A 23,837-nucleotide genomic window follows, 5' to 3' on the forward strand; every position below is an offset into this window, starting at 1 on the left:
GCAGGGTGCGGATGCCCTTGAACCGGCCGTACTCGGCGCCCTGTTTCGCCCGGCCGTAGACCCGCTTGTGGGTGGAGTCGACATCGATGAACGCCAGCTCGTCCGAGCCCGGCAGCAAGGGGGTGTGCGCGGCCAGTGCGGCCAGGAACCGGCGGTGGACAGCGTGGAGTTGAAGGGCGTGACCGTGGGTGAACGCGCGAAGGAAGGTGCCCAGCGTGGACGGGGCACGGGCACCTGCGAACACGGCCGGCATCGCCCCGTGTTGCAGGACGTGGAGGTCGTCGATGCTGTCCGCACCCGCGGCCATGCCGGCCACGATGCTGGTGACCTTGGCGTCCGCCGCGGCCTCCGCCCCGTTCTTCGTCCCGGTCAGCTTCACCTTCGCGGTCACCAGGTCCGACAGCCCGCACCGTTCGGCCAGCCTCATCACCGAGACCAGTCCGGCATGCGCGATCAGGTTCGGGTCATCGAACACAGCGGAGACCGCTGCCGGAGTATGGGAAACTTGCATCTACGAGGTGCCTTGCTGATTGTGCGTGCTGGAAGCGTCAGAACTCCCATCATCGCAGGTCAGCAGGCACCTCTTCTCGATTGCTCATCCACAGCACGCGAGTCACTCGGTGGATCGAGGCTAAGTTTCTACGCAGGGCCGTGACTCGCTTGCGGTCTCACCTTCCAGCATGGTCAGAGCAAGCCCGGACGATCTGTCCGCGCCTTCCTCCGCTTCATGTGCGTGGCTCCTGCTTGTCGCTTGTCGCTTGTCGCGGGTGACGCCGTTCGCGCTCTCGTGGGGACGGAAACCACGTCTGACCTGCCTGACGACGACAAGCGACAAGCGACAAGACAAGCGACAAGCCAGACGACTAACCCCCATCAGCGGACGCCGGCGCTGGCGCCAGACAGCAAGAGGAGCACGCGCACAGTGCTCCTCTTGCCTGTGCGCGGATCACGGGCAGCGTGCCCGAGGCGAAAGCTGGGCCGTCTGGGGGCCGTCCGAGGGCGGCCAGTGGTCACCAATGACCGCCAGCAATCACCAAGAGGGGGTGGCCAATGGCCACCCCCTCTTGGTGATCCTGCCCAGCTAGATCCAGGTATCCAGCCACATACGGTTGCGCCAGGAATTCTCCGGAATGGACATGCCCGTATACAGCGGCCAGAAATAGATGAAATTCCAGATGATCAGCAGGACGAGTACGCCGACCGCGACCGCCCCCAATGTCCGCCGCCGTTCACCGGACGGATCGGCCGTCGCCAGGCCCAGTTCCCGCCTGGCCCCAGTGCCCGCCGCGGGCCCGATCATCGCGCCGATCATCATCGCCACCGCGAGACAGAGGAACGGCACGAACACGACCGCGTAGAAGAGGAAGATCGTCCGTTCCTGGTAGAGGAACCACGGCAGCCAGCCCGCCGCCACACCGCAGGCGATCGCGCCCGCCCGCCAGTCGCGCCGGAAGAGCCACCGCCACAGGACGTACACCAGGGCGAAGCACCCGGCCCACCACAGCAGCGGTGTGCCGATCGCCAGCACCTCACGGGCGCACTTGCCGGTCTCCGAGGCCGTGCAGCCGTTCTGCTCCTCGTAGAAGTACGAGACGGGGCGGCCCAGGACGATCCAGCTCCAGGGGTTCGACTGGTACGTGTGGCCGGACGTCAGGTTCACATGGAACTCGTAGACCTGGTACTCGTAGTGCCACAGGCTGCGCAGCCAGTCCGGCAGCCAGGTCCAGTTGCCGCCCCTGCCGTCGGTGGTGGCCCAGTCCCGGTAGTAGCCGTGGTGGTCGGGATCGTTCCTGATGATCCAGCCGGTCCACGAAGCGATGTACGTCAGGATCGCGACCGGCACGGTCGAGACGAACGCGGGCACCAGATCCCGCCGGATCACCGCCCGGTACGGCTGGACCGCACCCGCCGTCCGGCGCGCACCGACGTCCCACAGCACCGTCATCAGACCGAACGCGACCAGGATGTACAGGCCGTTCCACTTCGTGCCGAACGCCAGCCCCAGCGACAGCCCCGCCGCGATCCGCCACGGCCGCCACCCCAGCCGCAGCGTCTCGGCGATCCGCGCGTCCGGGCGCAGCACCCCCTCCGCGTCGACCGGCAGCGCCGCGGCGAGCCTGCGCCGCGCCCAGTCCCGGTCGATCAGCAGACAGCCGAACGCCGCCACCACGAAGAACATCAGCACCAGGTCGAGCAGCGCGGTGCGGCTCATCACGAAGTGCAGCCCGTCGACGGCGAGCAGCGCGCCCGCCAGACACCCCAGGAACGTCGAGCGGAACAGCCGCCGCCCGATCCGGCACAGCATCAGCACCGACAGCGTGCCGAGCACCGCCACCATGAACCGCCAGCCGAACGGCGTGAACCCGAAGAGCTGCTCACCGAACCCGATGATCCACTTGCCGACCGGCGGATGCACCACATAGCCGGGCGCCGTCGGCACCGTCACCAGCGAAGGATCGGCCAGGATCGACTTGTCGACGTCCTTCGGCCAGGACCCCTCGTACCCCTGCTTGATCAGCGCCCAGGAGTCCTTGGCGTAATACGTCTCGTCGAATATCACCGCCTTCGGGCTGCCCAGATGCCAGAACCGCAGCACCCCCGCGACCAGCGTCACCAGCAGCGGCCCGCCCCAGGCCGACCATCGCACCAGCCGCTCGGCGGTCGGCGGCGACACCCCCAGCACCGCCCACAACTGCGGTCCCGGCCGGTTGTACGGCGGGATCAGCCGTTCCCGCAGCCCGATACCGGGCCGCGGCGAATGGCCGAAGCGGCGCAGCCGCTGCTGCCAGGAAGGCGGCTCTTCGCCGTGCTGTTCCCCGGCGTCTTGACCCTGCTGGGCTTCGGGCGCAGTACTCGTCACCGCGCCATCGTAGGGAACGCATCTGTGCGACTGCTGTCGCCCGTGCTGGGAGGATGGCTGATGTGACTGGAACGACTGGAACGCTGGTACTCGCAGGGACCCCCATCGGCGATGTGGCGGACGCCCCGCCACGCCTCGCCGCAGAACTGGAGACGGCGGACGTCGTCGCCGCCGAGGACACCCGTCGGCTGCGCCGGCTGACGCAGGCGCTCGGCATCCACACCACGGGGCGTGTCGTCTCCTACTTCGAGGGCAACGAGTCGGCGCGTACGCCCGAACTCGTCGAGGCGCTGACCGGTGGCGCCCGGGTCCTGCTCGTCACGGACGCCGGGATGCCGTCCGTCTCCGACCCCGGCTACCGGCTCGTCGCCGCAGCCGTGGAGAAGGGCATCAAGGTCACCGCGGTCCCCGGCCCGTCCGCCGTGCTCACCGCGCTCGCCCTGTCCGGGCTGCCCGTCGACCGGTTCTGCTTCGAGGGCTTCCTGCCGCGCAAGGCGGGCGAACGGCTCGGCCGGCTCCGTGACGTCGCCGACGAGCGCCGCACCATGGTCTTCTTCGAGGCCCCGCACCGGCTGGACGACACCCTCGCCGCGATGGCCGAGGTGTTCGGTGGCGACCGCAGGGCCGCCGTGTGCCGGGAGCTGACCAAGACGTACGAGGAAGTGAAGCGCGGCCCGCTGGCCGAACTGGCGGTCTGGGCGGCCGAAGGCGTACGCGGCGAGATCACCGTCGTCGTCGAGGGCGCGGCGGACGTGGCCGAGGAGCTGGACGCCGCCGAGCTGGTACGCAGGGTGCAGGTGCGCGAGGAGGCGGGGGAGCGGCGCAAGGAGGCGATCGCCGCTGTCGCCGCGGCTGCGGGGCTGCCCAAACGCGAGGTCTTCGATGCGGTCGTCGCGGCAAAGAACGCGTCGCGGACCGGCTCTGCGGACGGCAAAGGACTATCGTAAAAAGCAAAGCGCGAGCCGCGCATCTGGCCCCTTTTGCCACGAGAAGGCCAAGACCGCTCCAATACTCGACAGGGCATGGTGCGCTCCCGCCGGTAAAGGCGTCCACTGAATCAGGGACGCATTCTCCGGAGTGCTTGTCCGGCGGACAAGAGGAGCAGGCATGAGCGAGACCGCAGCAACCACCGTGCATGAGGCGTATGCCTTCGCCTGCATGAGGTGCGGATATGGCTGGGAACAGGCCTACGAGATAGAGCACCACGTAGACGGTTCCAATAACGACTTCGTCATCTACAAGGCGAACGGGGAACGGGTCCCGTCACCCCTGTCCAGGCCCACCTGCACGAACTGCGAAGGCCATGTGGTCCGGATCATGCGGTCCGGCCGGGTCTCGACCGTCCAGCAGCTGCTCGAGTCGCAGTACGAGACCGCCGGGCACACCGAGGACAGCGACGCCCGCGAACGCGAGGCGGTCGCCGCATCCGCAGCCGCTCCGACGGCCGGGGAACACCACTGGCACCTCTCCGACCTGCTGCACCCCTTCCACCGCAAGTGAGAGCGGCGCCACGGTCCTCGTACGATCGTGGCATGAGCCGTACGGAAGCCCCGCCACTGCCCGAACCCCTGCGGGTACCGGTCGCCGATTCGCACACCCATCTGGACATGCAGGACGCCACCGTCGAGGAGGGCCTGGCCAGGGCCGCGGCGGTCAACGTCACCACCGTGATCCAGGTGGGTTGCGACGTGCGGGGCTCGCGCTGGGCCGCCGAGACCGCGGCCGCGCACGCAGGCGTGTACGCGGCGGTGGCCCTGCACCCCAACGAGGCGCCGCGCATCGTCCACGGCGACCCGGAGGGCTGGTCCCGTCAGGAGGCACGGGAGCCGGGCGGGAAGGCGGCCCTCGACGAGGCCCTTGCCGAGATCGACAAGCTGGCCGCCCTCGACCGGGTGCGCGGCGTCGGCGAGACCGGCCTCGACCGCTTCCGTACGGGCCCCGAGGGCATGGCCGCCCAGGAGGAGTCCTTCCGGGCCCATATCGAGATCGCCAAACGGCACGGCAAGGCGCTCGTCATCCACGACCGCGAGGCGCACGCCGATGTGCTGCGCGTGCTCGCCGACGCGGGCGCCCCCGAACGGACCGTGTTCCACTGCTACTCCGGGGACGCCGAGATGGCCCGGATCTGCGCGGACGCCGGGTACTTCATGTCCTTCGCGGGCAACGTGACGTTCAAGAACGCCCAGCCGCTGCGGGACGCGCTGGCCGTCGCGCCGATCGAACTGGTCCTGGTCGAGACGGACGCGCCGTTCCTCACCCCCGCCCCGTATCGCGGCCGGCCCAACGCGCCGTATCTCATTCCCGTCACGCTCCGCGCCATGGCGGAGGTGAAGGGGGTCGACGAGGACACCCTGGCGTCGGCGATCAACGACAACACAGCTCGCGCGTTCGATTACTGACAGATCACGCTGTGACGGTGTGCGGTCGCGCCGGTTTGGAGAGTGACCGAAGCTCCACTATCGTCCCGGACGCCCATCGGGCGACCGGGACGAACGGATCTTCTGGAGCGTCGTGATCAATGCGCAGGGCAGGCACCGTGCGGCATCGGGCAGGGGAGATGCGGGAGGCGCGGCGGTGGCGACACCGCCGACCGCCCCCGCGCCCGTGCCGTTCCACGAGGAGCGGACGCTCGTCGCCCCCTGGCCGGTCCACGATCCGACCGCCGTCGACACGCCTGCGGGGCCGCCCGGCCCGGCCGCCGTCCCGCGGGACGGCGGCCCCCGCACCGGCGGCCGGGCCGGTGCCCGGCGGGCCGCGCACCGCCGCAAGGCCGCCGTCCGTCCGGAGAACCTGCGCCGCCTCGTCCCGCAGGCCCTGGTCGTCGCCTTCCTGGCCGGCGGCACCACCGCGTTCGTCGCCCATGACAAGGCGGTGAAACTCACCGTCGACGGGAAGCCGCGAACCCTGCACACCTTCGCGGACGACATCGGCGAACTCCTCGACGACGAGGGCATCACCGTCGGCGCCCACGACGTCGTCACCCCGGCGCCCGACGGCGACCTCGACAACGGCGACGAGATCACCGTCCGCCACGGGCGCCCGGTGACCCTCACCCTCGACGGAGTGCAGCACCGGGTGTGGACCACCGCAGGCTCCGTCGACGGCGCTCCGCGCCAGCTCGGGGTGCGCGCTGAGGGGGCGTACCTCTCCGTCGCCCGCTCCTCCTCGATCGGCCGCACCGGGCTCGCCCTGGACATCCGCACCGAACGCACCGTGACCTTCATGGCCGACGGCCGGGAGCGCACCATCCGCACCAACGCCGCGACCGTTCGCGAGGCCGTCGCCGAGGCGGGCATCACCCTGCACGGCGAGGACACCACCTCCGTGGACCCGCACAGCTTCCCGCGCGACGGCCAGACGGTCTCCGTGATGCGGATCACCGACTCCCGCGAGGTGCGCGAGGAGCCCATCCCGTACGCCGAGCAACGGTCCGAGGACGATTCGCTCTTCGCGGGTACGGAGGTCGTCGAGCGCGAGGGCAGGCCGGGCGTCCGCCGGATCACGTACGGGGTGCGGACGGTCAACGGCGTCCGGCAGCGGCCGCGGGCGCTGGACGCCGAAGTCGTCCGCACACCGGTCGACCGGATCGTGAAGGTCGGTACCGGAGCCCGCCCGCGGTCCGTGGTGGGCGCGGACGGGCTGAACTGGTCCGGGCTCGCGTCCTGCGAGTCCGGCGGTCGGCCCCGCGCGGTCGACGCCGGCGGCACCTACGGCGGGCTGTACCAGCTCGACACACAGACCTGGCACTCCCTCGGCGGCAGCGGACGCCCGCAGGACGCCCCGGCGTCCGAGCAGACGTTCCGGGCGAAGAAGCTGTACCTGCAACGGGGGGCGAGCCCGTGGCCGCATTGCGGCCGTAGGCTTACCGGGTGAGCACCACAGAGCCCGACGCCCTTCTGGGCCCCGCAGACATCCGCGAGCTGGCCGCGAAGCTGGGGGTACGCCCCACGAAGCAGCGCGGTCAGAACTTCGTCATCGACGCCAATACGGTCCGCAGGATCGTACGGACGGCGGAGGTCCGTCCGGACGACGTGGTGGTCGAGGTCGGACCCGGTCTGGGCTCGCTGACCCTGGCGCTGCTGGAGGCGGCGGACCGGGTCGTCGCCGTCGAGATCGACGATGTGCTGGCGGCGGCGCTGCCGGCCACGGTCCAGGCCCGGATGCCGGGCCGCGCCGACCGGTTCTCGCTGGTCCACTCCGACGCGATGCTGGTCACGGAGTTGCCGGGCCCGCCGCCCACCGCCCTGGTCGCCAACCTGCCGTACAACGTGGCCGTGCCGGTCCTGCTGACGATGCTGGAGCGGTTCCCGACCATCGAGCGGACCCTGGTCATGGTGCAGGCCGAGGTCGCCGACCGGCTGGCCGCCCGGCCGGGCAACAAGGTCTACGGCGTGCCGTCGGTGAAGGCCAACTGGTACGCGAACGTCAAGCGGGCCGGGTCCATCGGCCGCACGGTGTTCTGGCCGGCCCCGAACGTCGACTCCGGTCTGGTGTCGCTGGTCCGGCGCGCCGAGCCGATCACCACGACCGCGAGCCGGTCCGAGGTCTTCGCGGTCGTCGACGCGGCGTTCGCTCAGCGCCGCAAGACGCTGCGGGCCGCCCTGGCCGGCTGGGCGGGCTCCGCGCCGGCCGCCGAGGCGGCCCTGGTCGCGGCCGGGATCCCGCCGAAGACGCGGGGTGAAGCACTGACCGTCGAGGAGTTCGCGGCCATCGCCGAGAACAAGCCGGCGGCGGACTCGTCGAGCGAGAGCAAGCCCGGCGCGGACGAGCCCGCCGGGAAGAAGTCCACCGGGAACGAGTCCACCGGGAGTGGCGAGTGAGCGTCACCGTTCGCGTCCCCGCCAAGGTCAATGTGCAGCTCGCGGTCGGCGCCCCGCGCCCCGACGGTTTCCACGACCTGGCGAACGTCTTTCTCGCCGTCGGCCTCTACGACGAGGTCACCGTCACCCCCGCCGACGCGCTGACCGTCACCTGCTCGGGCCCGGACGCCGCGCAGGTCCCGCTGGACGCCGGCAACCTCGCCGCCCGCGCCGCGATCGCGCTCGCCGAACGCCACGGCATCGCCCCCGACGTGCACATTCACATCTCCAAGGACATCCCCGTCGCGGGCGGCATGGCGGGCGGCAGCGCCGACGCCGCAGCCGCCCTGGTGGCCTGCGACGCCCTCTGGGCCACCGGCGCCACCCGGGACGAGCTGCTCGCCATCTGCGCGGAGCTCGGCAGCGACGTGCCGTTCTCCCTGGTCGGCGGCGCCGCCCTCGGTATCGGCCGCGGCGAGCAGCTGACCCCGATCGACGTCGGCGGCACATTCCACTGGGTGTTCGCGGTCGCCGACGGCGGGCTCTCCACCCCGGCCGTCTACGGGGAGTTCGACCGGCTCACCGCGGGCACCGACGTCCCCGCACCGGAGACCTCGCCGGCACTCCTCGACGCCCTGCGCACCGGCAGCACCGATGTGCTCGCGAAGGCTCTCTCCAACGACCTGCAGCCCGCCGCGCTCTCCCTGCGGCCCTCGCTCGCCGACACCCTTGCGGCAGGCACCGGGGCGGGTGCGCTGGCCGCACTGGTCTCGGGCTCCGGGCCGACCACCGCGTTCCTGGCGGCGGACGCGGAGGCGGCGCGCAAGATCGCGGACACGTTGCGGACGTCGGGGACCTGCCGGACCGCGCGGGTCGCGGTGTCCCCCGCGCCGGGTGCCACGATCATCTGACCGCGGGTACTCAGACGGGAATTGAGTACGGTCGCGCTGCCGCCCCCGGGGCGTCGGGCGCGACCGTACCCGTATGGGATCAAGTGTTCGTGAACTGGCCGGGGCCACGCCCGCCACCCGGGACCGGTACGTCGACCTGCTGCGCGTCGCCTCGCTCGGGACGGTCGTCCTCGGGCACTGGCTGATGGCCTCCGTCACCGCCGACGGCGTCGGCAACCTGCTCGCCGTCGTCCCCGGTCTTCAGCTGCTGACCTGGGTGCTCCAGATCATGCCGGTGTTCTTCTTCGTCGGCGGCTTCTCGCACGCCCTGTCGTACCGCTCCCTCTGCCGCAAGCAGCCCGCCGGCTCGACGGACTCCGTCTACTCGGCCTTTCTCCGGGCCAGACTGCAGCGGCTGCTGCGCCCCACCATGGTCTTCATCCTGGTCTGGGGGACGGCCGCGCTGATCGTCCAGCTGCTCGGCGGGGGCGGCGGGCTGACCGGGGTCACGCTGCGGCTGGTGGCCCAGCCGCTCTGGTTCATCGGGATCTATCTCGCGATGGTGGCGTTCACGCCGCCGCTGCTGAAGCTGCACGACCGGTACGGCTGGGGCGCCTTCGCCGGGCTGGCCGCGGCGGCGGTCGCGGTGGACGTGCTGCGGTTCGCCGCCGGTGTCCCGTACATCGCGTTCCTCAACTTCGCCTTCGTCTGGCTCGCCGTGCACCAGCTGGGCTTCCTGCGCGCCGACGGCCGCATCCGCCGCCCCGCGCTGCTGGCCGGCCCGGGCCTGGCCGCCGCGGCCGCACTGGTCGCGGTCGGCCCGTATCCGCTCTCCATGGTCGGGATGCCCGGCGAGAAGATCAGCAACATGGCACCGCCGACGCTCGCCCTGCTCTGCCACGGCCTGTGGCTGGTCGGCGCGGTCGAGCTGCTGCGCGGCCCCGGCACCCGGCTGGTCGCCCGCCCGCGGGTGTGGCGCGGGGTCGTCGCGGCCAACGGGGTGGCGATGACCGCGTTCCTCTGGCACCTCACCGCGATGCTCGGGGTCTACGGGGCGATGATCGCGCTGAACGTCCCGCTGCCCGAGCCGGCGACCGGTGCCTGGTGGGCGCAGGTGCCGGTGCGGATCGCGGTGGCGGCAGCCGTCACGGCGGGGCTGGTCGCGGTCTTCCGCGCGTTCGAGCGGCCGGTCTCCGCGGTACCGGGGAAGGGCTCCGGGCCGGTGTCCGCGCTCGGTGTGACGCTCTGCCTGTTCGGGGTGCTCGGGGTGTCGATGGTCGGGTTCGGCGGGCTGCTGGAAGGGCATACGGCGGTGCTGATCGCCGTACGGGTCAGCGCCCCGGCGGCCGTCGCGATGGCGCTGGGCGGCTGGCTGCTGGTGGAACGGGCGGGGCGGCGGTCCGGCTGACCGGACGGGCGCCGGACGGGTCGTACGTACGGCTCAGCCGAGCCGTACGGTCCGCTTCGCCAGCTCGTACGCGGGGAGCATCTCCTCGTACTCCTCCGAGTCCAGCCCGCCCAGGTGCACCACGACCGGCCCGCGTGGGGTGGAGACGGCGAACGCCCGCTTTTTCTGGTGCCCGTCGAGCAGCTCGCTGCTGATGGTGTACCCGACCTCCGTCGCGGGAAGGGTGCCGGCCTCGGTGTCGGTGTAAGTGATCTTGCCGGCGTTCGGCTCGGCGGCCAGGAACGCCTCCAGGACCTGGCGCGGGGTGCGGTCGGTGCGGTCGCCGGTCCACACACGCAGGAAGCCGATGCTCCCTGCGGGTTTCGCGTCGATCTCGCAGACGAGCGTGACCGGGCCCTGTCGGACCAGCTCGTTCAGCGCGTCGTCCTCACCGAGCTGTATGGCCTCCGGCTTCCAGGAGGCCGCGAGGTCGAAGGTGACGGGCAGGGCGCAGGCAGAACCGGAGCCTCCGACGCTGCCGCCCTTCATCGTGCTCTGTGCCGCGGCCCGCGGCTTCGGCGCAGCCTTCCCGCCGTTCCCGCCGTCGTCCTGGGCGGACGACGTGCAGCCGGTCACTGCCACCGACACCACCGCCAGCACCGCCGTGACCGTGCCCCGTACCGAATTGCGCACCATCGAAGTCCCCTGTCCCGCCCTTGATCAATCGCCGCACGCTAACCCACCCGCGTGGCGACTACCCTGGGATGTCGATCGATCCCCCAGTCAGGAGTGAAATGGCCGTCAATCTGGTCAATGTCGAGCAGGTCAGCAAGGTGTACGGCACCCGTGCCCTGCTCGACGGTGTGTCCCTCGGTGTGTCCGAGGGGGACCGGATCGGTGTCGTCGGCCGTAACGGCGACGGCAAGACGACCCTCATCCGGATGCTCGCCAAGCTGGAGGAGGCGGACACCGGCCGCGTCACCCACAACGGTGGCCTGCGTCTCGGCGTCCTCACGCAGCACGATTCGCTCGACCCGAAGGCGACGGTCCGCCACGAGGTCATCGGCGATCTCGCCGACCACGAGTGGGCGGGCAACGCCAAGATCCGTGACGTGCTGACCGGGCTCTTCGGCGGGCTGGACCTGCCCGGCTTCGAGCACGGCCTGGACACCGTCATCGCCCCGCTCTCCGGCGGCGAGCGGCGCCGGATCGCGCTTGCCAAGCTGCTCATCGCCGAACAGGACCTGATCGTCCTCGACGAGCCGACCAACCACCTCGATGTCGAGGGCATCTCGTGGCTGGCCCGGCACCTGCAGAACCGGCGCTCGGCGCTGGTCTGCGTCACCCACGACCGGTGGTTCCTCGACCAGGTCTGTACGCGCATGTGGGACGTCCAGCGCGGCACGGTCCACGAGTACGAGGGCGGCTACAGCGACTACGTGTTCGCCCGGGCCGAGCGGGAGCGGATCGCGGCGACCGAGGAGTCCAAGCGGCAGAACCTGATGCGCAAGGAGCTGGCCTGGCTGCGGCGCGGCGCCCCCGCCCGTACGTCGAAGCCGCGCTACCGCATCGAGGCGGCCAACGAGCTGATCGCCGATGTGCCGCCGCCGCGCGACAGCAGCGAGCTGATGAAGTTCGCCAACGCCCGGCTCGGCAAGACCGTCTTCGATCTGGAGAACGTGACCGTCCAGGCCGGCCCCAAGACGCTGCTCGCCCACCTCACCTGGCACCTCGGCCCCGGCGACCGGATCGGTCTGGTCGGGATCAACGGCGCGGGCAAGACCTCGCTGCTGCGGGCGCTCGCCGAGGCGGCCCGCACCCAGGGCGAGACACAGCCCGCGGCCGGGAAGATCGTCGTCGGCAAGACCGTCAAGCTCGCCTACCTCTCCCAGGAGGTCACCGAGCTCAACCCGAACCTGCGGGTGCTGGAGGCCGTGCAGCAGGTACGGGACCGGGTCGACCTCGGCAAGGGCCGGGAGATGACCGCGGGCCAGCTCTGCGAGCAGTTCGGCTTCTCGAAGGAGAAGCAGTGGACCCCGGTCGGCGACCTGTCGGGCGGTGAGCGGCGCCGGCTGCAGATCCTGCGGCTGCTGATGGACGAGCCGAACGTCCTCTTCCTCGACGAGCCCACCAACGACCTCGACATCGAGACCCTGACCCAGCTGGAGGACCTCCTCGACAGCTGGCCGGGATCGATGATCGTGATCTCCCACGACCGGTTCTTCATCGAGCGGACCACGGACCGGGTGATGGCGCTGCTCGGTGACGCCGCGCTGCGGATGCTGCCGCGCGGCATCGACGAGTACATCGAGCGCAGGCGACGGATGGAGGAGGCGGCCGTGCCCCCCTCGGCGCCCACCGCGGCGAAGGAGATCCCGGCCGCCGCCGCGGTCTCGCCGCAGGCCGCCCGCGCCGCCAAGAAGGAACTGCAGAAGATCGAGCGGCAGCTCGACAAGATGTCGAGCAGGGAGACGACCCTGCACGCGCAGATCGCCGACAACGCCACGGACTTCGAGAAGGTGGCGAAGCTCGACGCGGAGCTGCGGGAACTGGTCGCGGAGCGCGACGAGTTGGAGATGCGCTGGCTGGAACTGGCCGAGGACGCCTGATCGCTGACGTGCCGTCGGTGGGGCCCGTGGGGCGGGTGGTAGAAAGAAGGCTCGCCCGGCGCAGGTGCAGATGCCGGACCGATCCGCACGAAGGGGGACGTGCTGATGGCCCAGCCGCCCGGCCAGCAACCGCCGCAGGGAAGCTTCGGGGCTCCGTACGATCCTCCGCCGGATTCGGTCCAGCCGTCGTCGCCGCCCGGATACGGCTCCGCGCCGCCGACCGGTCAGGCCGCGGGACCGTACGGTGCGCCGGTACAGCCGGGTCCGTACGGCACACCCGCGCAGTCGGGTCCGTACGGCGTTCCTCAGCCCGGGCCGTACAACGCGCCCACGCAGCCCGAGCCGTACAACGCGCCCACGCAGCCCGGGCCGTACGGCTATCCGCCGTCGCCGTAGCCCGGATACGGCTACCAGCAGCAGCAGTCGCAGCAGCCCCCGCCGCCCGGTGGCGGAGGGTTCTTCAAGGGCGGGCGCGGTGCGGTCATCGGTGCCGTGCTCGCGGTGGTGCTGCTGTCCGGGGGTGGCATCTGGTTCGCCACGAGCGGGGGCGACGACGAGTCGAAGCCCACGGCAGGGGCGAGCACCGACCCCGAGCCGGGCGCCACCGGTGACGGCAAGGCCGAGGACCGGGACACGCACCACCTCCGTGCCGAGGCCGACGCACTCAATGCCCAGCGCAAGCCGGGCGAAGCGAAGGTCCTATGGCTCCAGGAGGGCGGCGTCGACCTGCCGCGCAACGGCTCGGACGTGTACGGCCCCTGGATCGTCGGCGACACCGTCGTCAAGGCCATGTTCCACACGGTCTCCGGCTACTCCGTCACCGACGGCAGCCGGAAGTGGAGCCTTCGTATGCCGTCGAATCTGTGCGCGACGCCTTCGCAGCCCACCGCCGACGGCAAGATCGTCTTCGGAATCAAGACCGGCACCGCGGACGACGCGCTCTGCAACTCCCTCCAGATGGTCGACCTCACGACCGGCAAGGCCGGCTGGCGCAAGACATACAGGCGCCAGGGCGCCTGGGATCTGCTGTCCGACGTCTCGATGGCAATCAACGGTGACACCGTGACCGTGGGGCGCACCGGCAGGACGGACGCCTTCCGGGTCAGCGACGGCACGGTGCTCTTCGGGGAACTGCCGGGCAACTGCCAGCCGTTCGGCTTCGCCAGCGGCCCCGTGGCGATCGCCGCCACCAGTTGCCGGACCGCGGCCGACGACCACAAGGAGCAGCAGGTGCAGCGGATCGATCCGGTCACCGGGAAGGTCCAGTGGACGTACAAGGTCAAGAAGGGCTGGGAGGTTGCGCAGTTCTACTCGGTCAGGCCGCTGATCGTCTCGCTGAAGCAGGAGGACAGGTGGGCGATCATCGTGCTCAACGAGAACGGCACCTACCGATCCCAACTGGTCGGCGGCGCCGACGACTACGCGACGAAGTGCGGCGGTGACCTCCTCACCGAGGGCAAGAACCTCGACAACTGCCTCGGGGTGGCGGCCGACGACCGGACGGTCTATCTGGCGACCAAGCCCGCCGAGTCCGACCTCACCCCCACCGACAAGGTCGTCGCCTTCGATCTGAACAACGGTCAGGCGACGTGGAAGGCCGCGGCCCCGGCCGGACAGACCCTCATGCCGATGCGGGTGGAGGGCGGCAGGCTGCTGATGTATCTCGCCGCCGGGAAGAACAAGGGCGGCGGCATCGCGTCCCTCCCGCCGACCGGTGGCACGCCGCAGATGGTGCTGCGGCACCCGGCGGCGGCCGCCACGGTCGAGCGCGACTTCTTCGATTCCAGGGTCGCCTATCAGAACGGGCGTTGCTTCCTCATGCACGCGAGGATCAGCGGGATCGACGACGAGGACGAGAAGTCGATGAAGTCGATGGCGAGCTTCGGCAGCTGACGGGCCGAGGCGTAACGAGGGCATCACGGCGCGGTTCTCCCTTGGGAACAGGGGGCGGACCGAATCGGTGTCCGATGCGTTGCGGGTGGTACAAAGAAGCCCCGCTCGACTGTCGTGACGCCGCGGAATCCATGCCCGATTCGCTTCTTTCCGAGGGGAATTCAGCCCAGCGGAATCGCGGGGGAGACCGGAACGGGCACCGGACCGCACGAAGGGGGACGTGCTGATGACCCAGCCGCCCAGCCAGCAACCGCCGCAGGGAGGCTTCGGCGCTCCGCAGGATCCGCCGCAGGGGAGTCCTCAGCCGGCGGCGCCCGGACAGCCGCCGCAGAGTCAGCCGCCGCAGGGTCAACCGCCGCAGGGTCAACCGCCTGCCCAGCCACCGCAGATGCCGGCCGCGCCGCCCGCCCAGCCGGGTTACGGCTACCCGCAGCAGCCGGGTCAGGCGCCGGGCCAGGCCCCCGGTTACGGCTACCCGCAGCAGCCGGGCCCGTACGCCCAACAGCCGGGTCCCTACGGTCAGCAGCCGGGTCCCTACGGTCAGCAGCCGGGACCGTACGCCCAACAGCCCGGCCCCTACGGCCAGCAACTGCAGCCCGGTTACGGCTACCCGCAGCAGCAGTACCCCGGCGCTCCGATACCTGGCGGCCCCGGCGGCGCGGGCGGTGGCAACCCCTTCAAGGGGAAGCCCGTAGTGATCATCGGTGCCGCGGTCGCCGCCGCGATCGTCATCGCCGGTGGCGTGTTCCTGGCGACCAGCGGTGGTGACGACGACAAGAAGCCCGTCGCGCACGCGAGCACGGACGGCAAGGCGCCGAGCGGTTCGCCCTCCGTCGACGAGGGCGACGGCAACGGCGACGGACGACAGGCCGATGACGACCTCAACGCCGGGCGCAAGCCGGGCGAGGCCAAGGTCCTCTGGCTGCAGAAGAACGACGTCGACCTGCCGCGCAACGGCGCGGACGTGTACGGCCCCTGGGTCGTCGGTGACACCGTCGTCAAGGGCATGTACCGCGCGGTCTCCGGCTACTCGGTCGCCGACGGCAAGCAGAAGTGGACGCTGAAGCTGCCCGCCGACATGTGCGCCGCACCTTCGCAGACCACCACCGACGGCAAGATCGTCATCGGGGTCAAGGACGGCACCACCGACAAGGCGGACTGCTCGGACCTCCAGATGATCGACCTCAACACCGGCAAGGCCGGCTGGAAGAAGTCGATCAAGAAGAACGGCATCTGGGACATGATGTCGGACATCTCCCTCGCCATCAGCGGAGACACCGTCACGGTCGGCCGGACCAGCAACTCCAACGCCTACCGGGTCAGCGACGGCAAGGAGCTGTTCGGCAAGCCGGTGGGCAACTGCCAGCCGTTCGCCTTCGCCGGCGGCCCCAAACTGATCGCCGCCGCCAGCTGCCGCACCGATGACATCGACAACCCCCAGCACCAGATCCAGGAGATCGACCCGGCCACCGGCAAGCCCAAGTGGACGTACCGGCCGGCCCGTGGCTGGGAGATCGACCGGGTCTACTCGGTGAGCCCGCTCGTCGTCTCGCTGACCCAGAGCGAGAAGAAGAAGTGGAGCATCCTCGCCATCAAGGAGAACGGCACGCTCCGTTCCCAGCTGGTCGGTGACAAGGGCGACAAGTTCGCACCGGACTGCGGCAGCGCGTTCGCCATCTTCGGCAAGTCACTGGACGGCTGTGTCGGTGTCGCCGCCGACGCCAACACCTTCTACATGTCGACCGAACCCGACTCCAGCGGCACCGCCCGTACGAACAAGGTCGTCGCGTTCAACCTGAACACCGGCAAGCCGAAGTGGAAGGCCGCGGCCCCGGCCGAGCAGACCGTGAAGCCGCTGCGGATGGAGGGCGGCAATGTGCTGCTCTACGTGGAGGCCGGATACAACAAGGGCGGCGGGATCGCCACCCTCGCCCCGACCGGTGGCGCGCCGCAGATGCTGCTCCGGCACCCGGAGTCGACGTCCCAGATCGAGAGTTCGTTCTACAACGCGAAGATCGTCTACACGGACGGGCGTTCCTTCATCGCGAGCGGGCGGGTCAGCGCGAGCAACGACAAGGAAGAGCTGGAGACGAAGACCATGATGGCCTTCGGCAAGTGACGGCTCACGCAGGCACCCGACGGACCCTGACCGACCGCGGCAGGTCCCGACCGACCGACTCCCCTTCCCTCGAGGTACGTACGCCATGACTCAGCCGCCCCAGCCGCCCAACGAACCGCCCCAGGGCGGGTTCGGTGCCCCGCAGGACCCGCCGCCCGGTGGGTTCGGGGCACCGGTCCCGCCGCCCGCCGACCCGTTCGGCAAGCAGCCGCCCACCCCGCCCGTGGGCGGATTCGGCGCCCCGCAGGCGCAACCGCCCGCCGGTGGTTTCGGTGCTCCGCAGACCCCGCCCGCCGGTCCGCCGCAGCAGTCGGGTTACGGCTATCCGCAGCAGCCCGGTTACGGCTACCCGCCGGGCCCCCCGGCCGGACAGGGCCTGCCGCCCGGTCAGCCGCCGCAGCAGGGCTACGGATACGGCTACCCCACCGCCCCGATGCAGTCGCAGTACGTGCCGCCGCAGCAGGGCGGGAACGGCGGCAAGAAGTTCACCACGCAGATGCAGATCATCGTCGCCGCGGTGGTCGCCGTGGCAGTGATCATCGGTGGTGGCATCTTCCTCGCCTCCGGTGGCGACGAGAAGAAGAACGAGGTGTCCTCCGCCGGACCCACCGGTGAGGGCAAGGGCGGCGAGGACAGCGGCATCGGTGGTGGCGGCAAGGAGAAGGTGCCGGCGAACACCAAGTCCATCGTCGCCTTCCAGCTGCCGGAACCGAAGGTCGGCGACGTCACGACGGTCGACGGCTCCTGGCTGACCGACAAGGCATATGTGAAGACCGGCGTCGACGAGATCGTCGGCTACGACAAGGTCAAGGGCACCAAGCTCTGGTCCATCCCGCTGGAGGGCCAGCTCTGCGCCGCCTCCCGGCACATGTCGAAGGACTACAAGACGGCCATCGTCTTCGAGGAGGGCAAGCCGACCAAGGCGAAGAAGTACCCGCCGTGCAACCAGGTCGGTGGGATCGACCTGAACACCGGAAAGCTGATGTGGAGCAAGCCGGTGACCGCCGCTACCAGCGGTGACGAGCCGGTCAGGTTCGACGAGGTCACGCTCAGCGGCACCACGGTCGCCGCGGGCGGCACCGAGGGCGGCGCCGCCTTCGACCTGAACACCGGCGCCGAGCGCTGGAAGCCGAAGGTCGGCACCGATGGCTGCTACGACAAGGGGTACGGCGGCGGCGACGCGCTCGCGGTGGTCCGCAAGTGCGGTACCTACGACAGCCCGCAGCTCGTCATCCAGGCACTGAACCCGACGACCGGCGCCCCGCTCTCGTCGTTCAAGATGCCGCCCGGCGTCGATTACGCGAGCATCGTCTCCACCAAGCCGCTGGTCGTCGCGGCCGATGTCGGCGACACCGCCGGTGACGGCAGTGGGATCTCGGACTTCTTCTCGATCGACGCGTCGACCGGCAAGCTCCTCACCAAGATCGCCGCGGACGGTGAGAAGTACGCCGCCCGCTGCGGCTCCACCGAGGTCGAGACCTGCCAGCAGCTGGCCGTCGGCAACAACCGGCTCTACCTGCCGACCGAGGAGCACGAGGGCACCGGCGAGTACGGCGACACCAACGAGATCGTCTCGTTCGACCTCACCACCGGCAAGCCGACCAGCGACAAGGCCGACGCGGGCGACCGGTACACGATGTTCCCGATCCGCATGGACGGTTCCGACATCATCGCGTACAAGGTTCCCCCGTACGACAAGGGCGGCCAGATCGTCTCCATCGACGGTTCCACCTTCAAGCAGACCGTGCTGATGGAGAACCCGGGGGACGAGTCCGTCCGGGACGCGGAGACCAGCTTCTCCATGGACTACGCGGAGATCCTCTACTCGGGCGGCCGGATGTACATCTCCGAGGTGATGGTGAGCAAGCCGCGCGAGAGTTCCCTCGACGACAAGCAGTACCTCGCCGTCTCGTTCGGCACCGGCTGACCCCGGCGCAGGTACGCGCACGCACCACGGCCCTGCCGGTCGATCACTCGACCGGCAGGGCCGGTCGTTTTCTGCCCGCTCATCGATCCACTTCCGTCGGCTTACTGTCGGTCAACCGGACCCGAACAGCACATAATTCGGCATTCCGGGGTTCTTCTGCCTGGTAAGGGGCGCGCTACGTCGAACAAGCGTGTAGCTTGCCGGGTCAAAGGGGCCGGGGGGCCGGGGCCTGTCGTCGAACTGGCGTCTGCCGCGCGACGCCTGGGTGTGGCTCCATTGCTGTGGGGGGTAACTCGATGGGCGTGCGGCTCATGGTGGTCGATGACCACAGACTGCTCGCCGAGGCGTTGGCCTCGGCGCTGAAATTGCGGGGTCACCGGGTGCTCGCGGCGGCCGCGCCGACCGCCGGTGCGGCGGAACTCGTGGTGAGCAGAGCCCCGGAGGTCTGTCTGTTCGGCACGGCGACACCCGCCGAACCCGGGGTGTTCGACCCGATCGCCCGGATCAAAAGGGAGCGCCCACAGGTGGCGGTGGTGGTGCTCGGGCCGGTGCCGAGTCCGCGCGGGATCGCGGCGGCCTTCGCGGCCGGAGCCGCCGGATATGTCAGGCACGACGAGCGGATAGAGGGTGTCGAGCGGGCGATGGTCAAGGCGCGGGCCGGAGAGGCGGCGGTCGCGCCGCAACTGCTCCAGGGTGCTTTCGCCGAGCTGCTCAACCCGGCCGTCCAGCCGGACGACGAGGGGCAGCGGCTGCTGCGGATGCTCACCCCGCGCGAGGTCGAGGTCCTGGTGCGGGTCGCGGAGGGCGAGGACACCCGGCTGATCGCGGCCGGGATGCGGATCGCGTCGAGCACCGCGCGTACGCATGTGCAGCGGGTGCTGATGAAGCTGGGGGTCGGCTCACGGCTGGAGGCCGCGGCACTGGCGGCCCGCACCGGGCTGCTGGACCGCGCGGCGGTGGGCGGAACGACGAAGGGGCCGGACGTCGGGTGACGTCCGGCCCCTTCGGGGCGGTGCGGAGACTGCTCAGGCGTCCGGCGCCGGTGCCGGACGCAGCTTCAGCCACAGCAGGAAGAACAGCCCCGGGGTCAGCATGGCCGGCCCGGTCCAGAGGTTGATGGGGGCGCCTTAAAGCGGTCAGGTATCGGCTCTGCTCCTGCGAGCGCAGGGTGCTGCCGCGCTGCTCAAACACGTATGTGCGCTATGTGCGCTGCTCGAGCGCAATGTTCCACAAAGTGCGTGCCGCCTGCCCCCACCGGGTCAGAACCTGTTCCTGCGCGCGGTCGGGATGCAGCCGGTATCGGCCCCCATGTCTGCCTTCACGCCAGGGAACGTAGGGCTGGCTGCTCGGTGATTACCAGTGGATCCGGTCCAGTTCACCCCTAAGTGTTCGGGTCTGGAACGTGTGTGCGCAGACGAGCGCGGCCGCGCGCCCACTCATTGACGAGCCTGTTGGCTTGTGGTTTGTTGTGTGCGGTTATGTTTGGAGGAACCTGGTGAAGAAGACGGTTACGACGCTCGCCGACGGCCGGGAGCTGCTCTACTACGACAGCCGCGACGACGTGGTCCGGGGCGCCGTCGACCGGCGGCCGCTCGACGCCGTATCGACCTCCTCCGAAATCCGCCGCGACCCCCTCCTCGGGGACAGCGTCGCCATCGCCTCGCACCGTCAGGGCCGCACGTACCACCCGCCGGCCGACGAGTGCCCGCTCTGCCCGTCCCGGGACGGGCGGCTCAGCGAGATCCCCGACGACCAGTACGACGTGGTCGTCTTCGAGAACCGCTTCCCTTCGCTCGCCGGTGACTCCGGCCGCTGCGAGGTCGTCTGCTTCACCTCCGACCACGACTCGTCGTTCGCCGACCTCACCGAGGAGCAGGCGGCCCTGGTCCTCGACGCCTGGACCGACCGCACCGCCGAACTCGCCGAGTTCGAGCAGGTCAAGCAGGTGTTCTGCTTCGAGAACCGGGGCGCCGAGATAGGTGTGACGCTCGGCCATCCGCACGGGCAGATCTACGCGTACCCCTTCGTCGCCCCGCGCACCGAGCTGATGCTCCGCTCGATGGAGGCGCACCGCGAGCGGACCGGTGGCAATCTCTTCGACGACATCGTGGCCCGCGAGCTGGCCGACGGTGATCGCGTGGTGCTGACCGGCGAGCACTGGGTGGCCTTCGTCCCGTACGCGGCGCACTGGCCGTACGAGGTGCATCTGCACCCGCGCCGGCGCGTTCCCGACCTGCGGGAACTCGACGAAGGGGCGCGCACAGAGTTCGCACAGATCTATCTGGAACTATTGAGGCGATTCGACCGGATCTTCGGCCCCGGTGAGCCGCCGACCCCGTACATCGCGGCCTGGCACCAGGCGCCGTTCGGAGTCCCCGGGCGGGAGGAGTTCGGGCTTCACCTCGAGCTTTTCACCATCCGACGTACCTCCGGCAAGCTGAAGTTCCTCGCGGGTTCCGAGTCCGGCATGAGTGTGTTCATCAACGACGTGCCGCCGGAGGCCGCGGCCCAGCGACTGCGAGAGGTAGCGAGCGAGTGAGCAAGCCCCAGAGCGACCCCCGGCTCAGCCCCCGGAAGAAGTACCTGGTCACAGGCGGCGCCGGATATGTCGGCAGCGTGGTCGCTGCGCACCTTCTCGAAGCCGGTCACGAGGTGACCGTCCTCGACGACCTGTCCACCGGGTTCCGCGAGGGCGTCCCCGCCGGGGCCGAGTTCATCGAGGGCCGCATCCAGGACGCCGCACGCTGGCTGGACCCCTCCTACGACGGGGTGCTGCACTTCGCCGCGTACTCCCAGGTCGGCGAGTCCGTCACCGACCCGGAGAAGTACTGGGTCAACAACGTCGGCGGATCCACCGCCCTGCTCGCCGCGATGCGTGACGCGGGCGTCCGTACCCTGGTCTTCTCCTCCACGGCCGCGACCTACGGCGAACCGGTCTCAAGCCCGATCACGGAGTCCGACCCGACCGCCCCCACCAACCCGTACGGCGCGACGAAGCTGGCCGTCGACCACATGATCACCGGCGAGGCGGCCGCGCACGGACTGGCCGCGGTCTCGCTGCGCTACTTCAACGTGGCCGGGGCCTACGGCAGCCACGGGGAGCGGCACAGCCCCGAGTCGCATCTGATTCCGCTGGTCCTCCAGGTCGCGCTCGGTCAGCGCGAGTCGATTTCCGTCTACGGCGACGACTACCCGACCCCCGACGGCAGCTGCGTACGCGACTACATCCACGTCGCGGACCTCGCCGAGGCCCACCTCCTGGCTCTGGACGCGGCCACCGCGGGCGAACACCTGATCTGCAACCTCGGCAACGGCAACGGCTTCTCGGTGCGCGAGGTCATCGAGACCGTCCGCAAGGTCACCGGCCACCCGGTCCCCGAGATCGCGGCCCCCCGCCGCGCCGGTGACCCGGCCGTGCTGGTCGCCTCCGCCACCACTGCCAGGGAGCGGCTCGGCTGGCAGCCGAGCCGTGCCGACCTGGCCGGAATCGTCTCCGACGCCTGGACGTTCGCCCGCCGAGAGGAGCCCACCGCGCCATGACCGACAACGCTGAGCTGGTCACTGCCTTCACCGAGCTGTACGGCACCGCCCCCGAAGGAGTCTGGGCGGCACCCGGCCGGGTCAACCTGATCGGCGAGTACACCGACTTCAACGACGGCTTCGTGATGCCGCTCGCGCTGCCGCACACCGCGCGCGCGGCTGTCGCCCGCCGCACCGACGGCGAGCTGCGGCTGCACTCGACCGATGTGCCGGGCGGTGTCGTCCAGCTCCGCGTCGACGAGCTGGCCCCGCACTCCGGGCACGGCTGGGCGGCCTACCCGGCGGGCGTCGTCTGGGCGCTGCGCGAGGCGGGCCACCCGGTCACCGGCGCGGACATCCAGCTGACCTCGACCGTCCCCACCGGCGCCGGGCTCTCCTCGTCCGCCGCCCTCGAAGTGGTCACCGCGCTCGCGCTGAACGACCTCTTCGAGCTCGGCCTGTCCGCGTCCGAGCTGGCGGTGCTTGCGCAGCGCGCCGAGAACGCATTCGTCGGCGTACCGTGCGGGGTCATGGACCAGATGGCGTCGGCCTGCTGCACCGACGGCCACGCCCTGCACCTCGACACCCGTGACCTCACCCAGCGCCAGGTCCCGTTCGACCTGGCCGCGCACGGTCTGCGGCTGCTGGTCGTCGACACCCGGGTCAAGCACGCGCTGGGCGACGGCGCGTACGCGGAGCGGCGGGCCGGCTGCGAGGCGGGCGCGCGGGCGCTCGGCATCGGGACGCTGCGCGATCTTCCGTACGACGGTCTCGGCGCCGCGCTCGACACCCTTGCCGAGTCCGGTGCCGACGAGTCGGTCGTGCGGTACGTACGCCATGTGGTCAGCGACAACGCGCGGGTGGAGCAGGTCATAGCGCTGCTCGACGCGGGCGATGTGCGCGCCGCGGGCCCCGTCCTCACGACGGGCCATGTCTCGCTCCGTGACGACCTGCGGGTCTCCTGCCCCGAACTGGACCTGGTGGTCTCTGCGGCGAACGCGGCCGGGGCGCTGGGCGCGCGGATGACCGGCGGCGGCTTCGGCGGGTCGGCGATCGTGCTGGTGGAGGAGGCGGACGCGGACGCGGTCACCAAGTCGGTGCTGGAGGCGTTCACTTCGGCGGGATACGCGACGCCCGGGGTCTTTCCGGCCGTCCCGTCGGCAGGCGCCCGCCGAACCGGCTGAGCCCGACGGTCAGCCGAAGGTCTTCGTCAGGATGAACTCGGTGACGCCGGGCGGGTAGTTGTCGACCTGCCCGATCACCTCGTACCCCCGCTTACGGTAGAAGTCGGGGGCCTGGAATCCCCAGGTCTCCAACCGGGAGCGGGTGCAGGCGCGGTCCGTCACGGCCACCCGTTCGGCCTCGGCGAGCAGCTGCGAGCCGAGGCCGGAGCCGCGATGCCGGTCATCGACCCAGAGCAGATCCACATGGAGCCAGTACGCCCAGGTGCGTCCGGTCAGCCCACCGGCCAGCCCGCCTCGGCCGTCCATCGCCCATACCTCCAGCGGGAGTTCGTGCTCGGCGGGCGTGGCGAGCAGGGCGCGGAGTTCCGGGGAGCGCTCCCTGTTGCTGTGGTGCAGCCGTTCACCCAGCAGAAGACGACGATCTTTGTCTACTTCTGTCTCAAGACGAAACATGAACCACACCCTAAACACCGAGGTCCATCAGTTCTGTGAATTACCTTCCGCTCCGGGCCCTCAGTCGTACGCTGATGCACAGCACCGGTGGGGGCCGGTGCTGATTCAGGGGTACGAGACAGTCGGGTACGACGCCCGGGGCGGGGTGGTCCTCTGCACACGGCGGCGGCCGTAGAGCTGAGGTTCACCCATCGCTC

At 70.4% G+C, this 23,837-nt stretch carries 20 protein-coding genes and 1 pseudogene; 16 read left to right on the top strand and 5 right to left on the bottom strand.

Annotated elements, in window-relative coordinates; translation table 11 throughout:
• Nucleotides 1-511, bottom strand: a pseudogene (locus ACWCP8_RS23335) (IS1380 family transposase); the annotation flags it as partial.
• A gap of 570 nt (nucleotides 512-1,081) precedes the next feature.
• Nucleotides 1,082-2,860 carry a dolichyl-phosphate-mannose--protein mannosyltransferase gene (locus tag ACWCP8_RS23340; RefSeq protein WP_352265452.1) on the bottom strand — a complete coding sequence of 593 codons (1,779 nt, stop codon included), beginning with the start codon at nucleotides 2,858-2,860 and terminating at the stop codon, nucleotides 1,082-1,084.
• 53 nt (nucleotides 2,861-2,913) lie between these two features.
• Between ACWCP8_RS23340 and rsmI the strand changes: the two genes are divergently transcribed.
• The 7 genes from rsmI to ACWCP8_RS23375 all read left to right on the top strand — a co-directional run bounded on the left by rsmI (nucleotide 2,914) and on the right by ACWCP8_RS23375 (nucleotide 9,957).
• Nucleotides 2,914-3,807, top strand: a complete 894-nt coding sequence (gene rsmI / locus ACWCP8_RS23345) for a 16S rRNA (cytidine(1402)-2'-O)-methyltransferase (protein WP_267004730.1) — start codon at nucleotides 2,914-2,916, stop codon at nucleotides 3,805-3,807.
• A 160-nt stretch (nucleotides 3,808-3,967) separates the two neighbouring features.
• Nucleotides 3,968-4,360 (top strand): hypothetical protein, encoded by a 393-nt coding sequence (locus tag ACWCP8_RS23350; protein WP_352265454.1) that lies wholly within the window; start codon nucleotides 3,968-3,970, stop codon nucleotides 4,358-4,360.
• Nucleotides 4,361-4,392: 32 nt separating this feature from the next.
• Nucleotides 4,393-5,259, top strand: coding sequence for a TatD family hydrolase (locus tag ACWCP8_RS23355; protein ID WP_355996104.1), 867 nt, complete (start codon nucleotides 4,393-4,395; stop codon nucleotides 5,257-5,259).
• A gap of 175 nt (nucleotides 5,260-5,434) precedes the next feature.
• Nucleotides 5,435-6,733 (top strand): ubiquitin-like domain-containing protein, encoded by a 1,299-nt coding sequence (locus tag ACWCP8_RS23360; protein ID WP_451117895.1) that lies wholly within the window; start codon nucleotides 5,435-5,437, stop codon nucleotides 6,731-6,733.
• A complete protein-coding gene (gene rsmA, locus ACWCP8_RS23365; RefSeq protein ID WP_355996106.1) occupies nucleotides 6,730-7,680 on the top strand; it encodes a 16S rRNA (adenine(1518)-N(6)/adenine(1519)-N(6))-dimethyltransferase RsmA in 951 nt (316 codons plus the stop codon). The genes ACWCP8_RS23360 and rsmA overlap by 4 nt, the downstream gene beginning before the upstream one ends.
• Complete coding sequence (locus ACWCP8_RS23370) at nucleotides 7,677-8,570, top strand: 4-(cytidine 5'-diphospho)-2-C-methyl-D-erythritol kinase (RefSeq protein ID WP_451117897.1); 894 nt, start codon at nucleotides 7,677-7,679, stop codon at nucleotides 8,568-8,570. Before rsmA ends, ACWCP8_RS23370 begins: the two co-directional genes overlap by 4 nt.
• A 73-nt stretch (nucleotides 8,571-8,643) precedes the next feature.
• Nucleotides 8,644-9,957, top strand: coding sequence for an acyltransferase family protein (locus ACWCP8_RS23375; RefSeq protein WP_451117899.1), 1,314 nt, complete (start codon nucleotides 8,644-8,646; stop codon nucleotides 9,955-9,957).
• A 33-nt stretch (nucleotides 9,958-9,990) separates the two neighbouring features.
• On the opposite strand, the gene ACWCP8_RS23380 is transcribed toward ACWCP8_RS23375, so the two are convergent.
• Complete coding sequence (locus ACWCP8_RS23380; protein ID WP_451117901.1) at nucleotides 9,991-10,632, bottom strand: lipoprotein; 642 nt, start codon at nucleotides 10,630-10,632, stop codon at nucleotides 9,991-9,993.
• Between the two features lie 98 nt (nucleotides 10,633-10,730).
• Between ACWCP8_RS23380 and ACWCP8_RS23385 the strand changes: the two genes are divergently transcribed.
• The 6 genes from ACWCP8_RS23385 to ACWCP8_RS23410 all read left to right on the top strand — a co-directional run bounded on the left by ACWCP8_RS23385 (nucleotide 10,731) and on the right by ACWCP8_RS23410 (nucleotide 19,476).
• Nucleotides 10,731-12,545 carry an ABC-F family ATP-binding cassette domain-containing protein gene (locus tag ACWCP8_RS23385; protein ID WP_451117903.1) on the top strand — a complete coding sequence of 605 codons (1,815 nt, stop codon included), beginning with the start codon at nucleotides 10,731-10,733 and terminating at the stop codon, nucleotides 12,543-12,545.
• 105 nt (nucleotides 12,546-12,650) lie between these two features.
• Nucleotides 12,651-12,941, top strand: a complete 291-nt coding sequence (locus tag ACWCP8_RS23390; protein ID WP_451117905.1) for a hypothetical protein — start codon at nucleotides 12,651-12,653, stop codon at nucleotides 12,939-12,941.
• A 96-nt stretch (nucleotides 12,942-13,037) separates the two neighbouring features.
• On the top strand, nucleotides 13,038-14,438 hold the full coding sequence (locus ACWCP8_RS23395; RefSeq protein WP_451117907.1) for an outer membrane protein assembly factor BamB family protein: 1,401 nt from the start codon (nucleotides 13,038-13,040) through the stop codon (nucleotides 14,436-14,438).
• A 226-nt stretch (nucleotides 14,439-14,664) separates the two neighbouring features.
• The gene (locus ACWCP8_RS23400; RefSeq protein WP_451117909.1) at nucleotides 14,665-16,557 is read left to right on the top strand and encodes an outer membrane protein assembly factor BamB family protein; all 1,893 of its coding nucleotides are present in this window, start codon (nucleotides 14,665-14,667) and stop codon (nucleotides 16,555-16,557) included.
• An 85-nt stretch (nucleotides 16,558-16,642) separates the two neighbouring features.
• Complete coding sequence (locus ACWCP8_RS23405) at nucleotides 16,643-18,484, top strand: outer membrane protein assembly factor BamB family protein (protein ID WP_451117911.1); 1,842 nt, start codon at nucleotides 16,643-16,645, stop codon at nucleotides 18,482-18,484.
• A 296-nt stretch (nucleotides 18,485-18,780) separates the two neighbouring features.
• On the top strand, nucleotides 18,781-19,476 hold the full coding sequence (locus ACWCP8_RS23410; protein ID WP_352265472.1) for a helix-turn-helix transcriptional regulator: 696 nt from the start codon (nucleotides 18,781-18,783) through the stop codon (nucleotides 19,474-19,476).
• 208 nt (nucleotides 19,477-19,684) lie between these two features.
• Here the strand turns inward: ACWCP8_RS23410 and ACWCP8_RS23415 are convergent, their stop codons facing one another.
• A complete protein-coding gene (locus tag ACWCP8_RS23415) occupies nucleotides 19,685-19,777 on the bottom strand; it encodes a helix-turn-helix domain-containing protein (RefSeq protein WP_352265642.1) in 93 nt (30 codons plus the stop codon).
• Between the two features lie 202 nt (nucleotides 19,778-19,979).
• Between ACWCP8_RS23415 and galT the strand changes: the two genes are divergently transcribed.
• From galT to galK, 3 genes are read left to right on the top strand one after another with little or no spacing between them, the layout of a single operon-like run.
• Nucleotides 19,980-21,023, top strand: a complete 1,044-nt coding sequence (gene galT / locus ACWCP8_RS23420) for a galactose-1-phosphate uridylyltransferase (RefSeq protein ID WP_451117913.1) — start codon at nucleotides 19,980-19,982, stop codon at nucleotides 21,021-21,023.
• A complete protein-coding gene (gene galE, locus ACWCP8_RS23425; protein WP_355763536.1) occupies nucleotides 21,020-22,024 on the top strand; it encodes a UDP-glucose 4-epimerase GalE in 1,005 nt (334 codons plus the stop codon). Before galT ends, galE begins: the two co-directional genes overlap by 4 nt.
• The gene (gene galK / locus ACWCP8_RS23430) at nucleotides 22,021-23,187 is read left to right on the top strand and encodes a galactokinase (RefSeq protein ID WP_352265476.1); all 1,167 of its coding nucleotides are present in this window, start codon (nucleotides 22,021-22,023) and stop codon (nucleotides 23,185-23,187) included. Before galE ends, galK begins: the two co-directional genes overlap by 4 nt.
• Before the next feature lie 9 nt (nucleotides 23,188-23,196).
• Here the strand turns inward: galK and ACWCP8_RS23435 are convergent, their stop codons facing one another.
• Nucleotides 23,197-23,640, bottom strand: a complete 444-nt coding sequence (locus ACWCP8_RS23435; protein WP_352265478.1) for a GNAT family N-acetyltransferase — start codon at nucleotides 23,638-23,640, stop codon at nucleotides 23,197-23,199.
• Nucleotides 23,641-23,837: the final 197 nt, after the last annotated feature.

Source organism: Streptomyces sp. NPDC002206 (genome assembly GCF_053593595.1).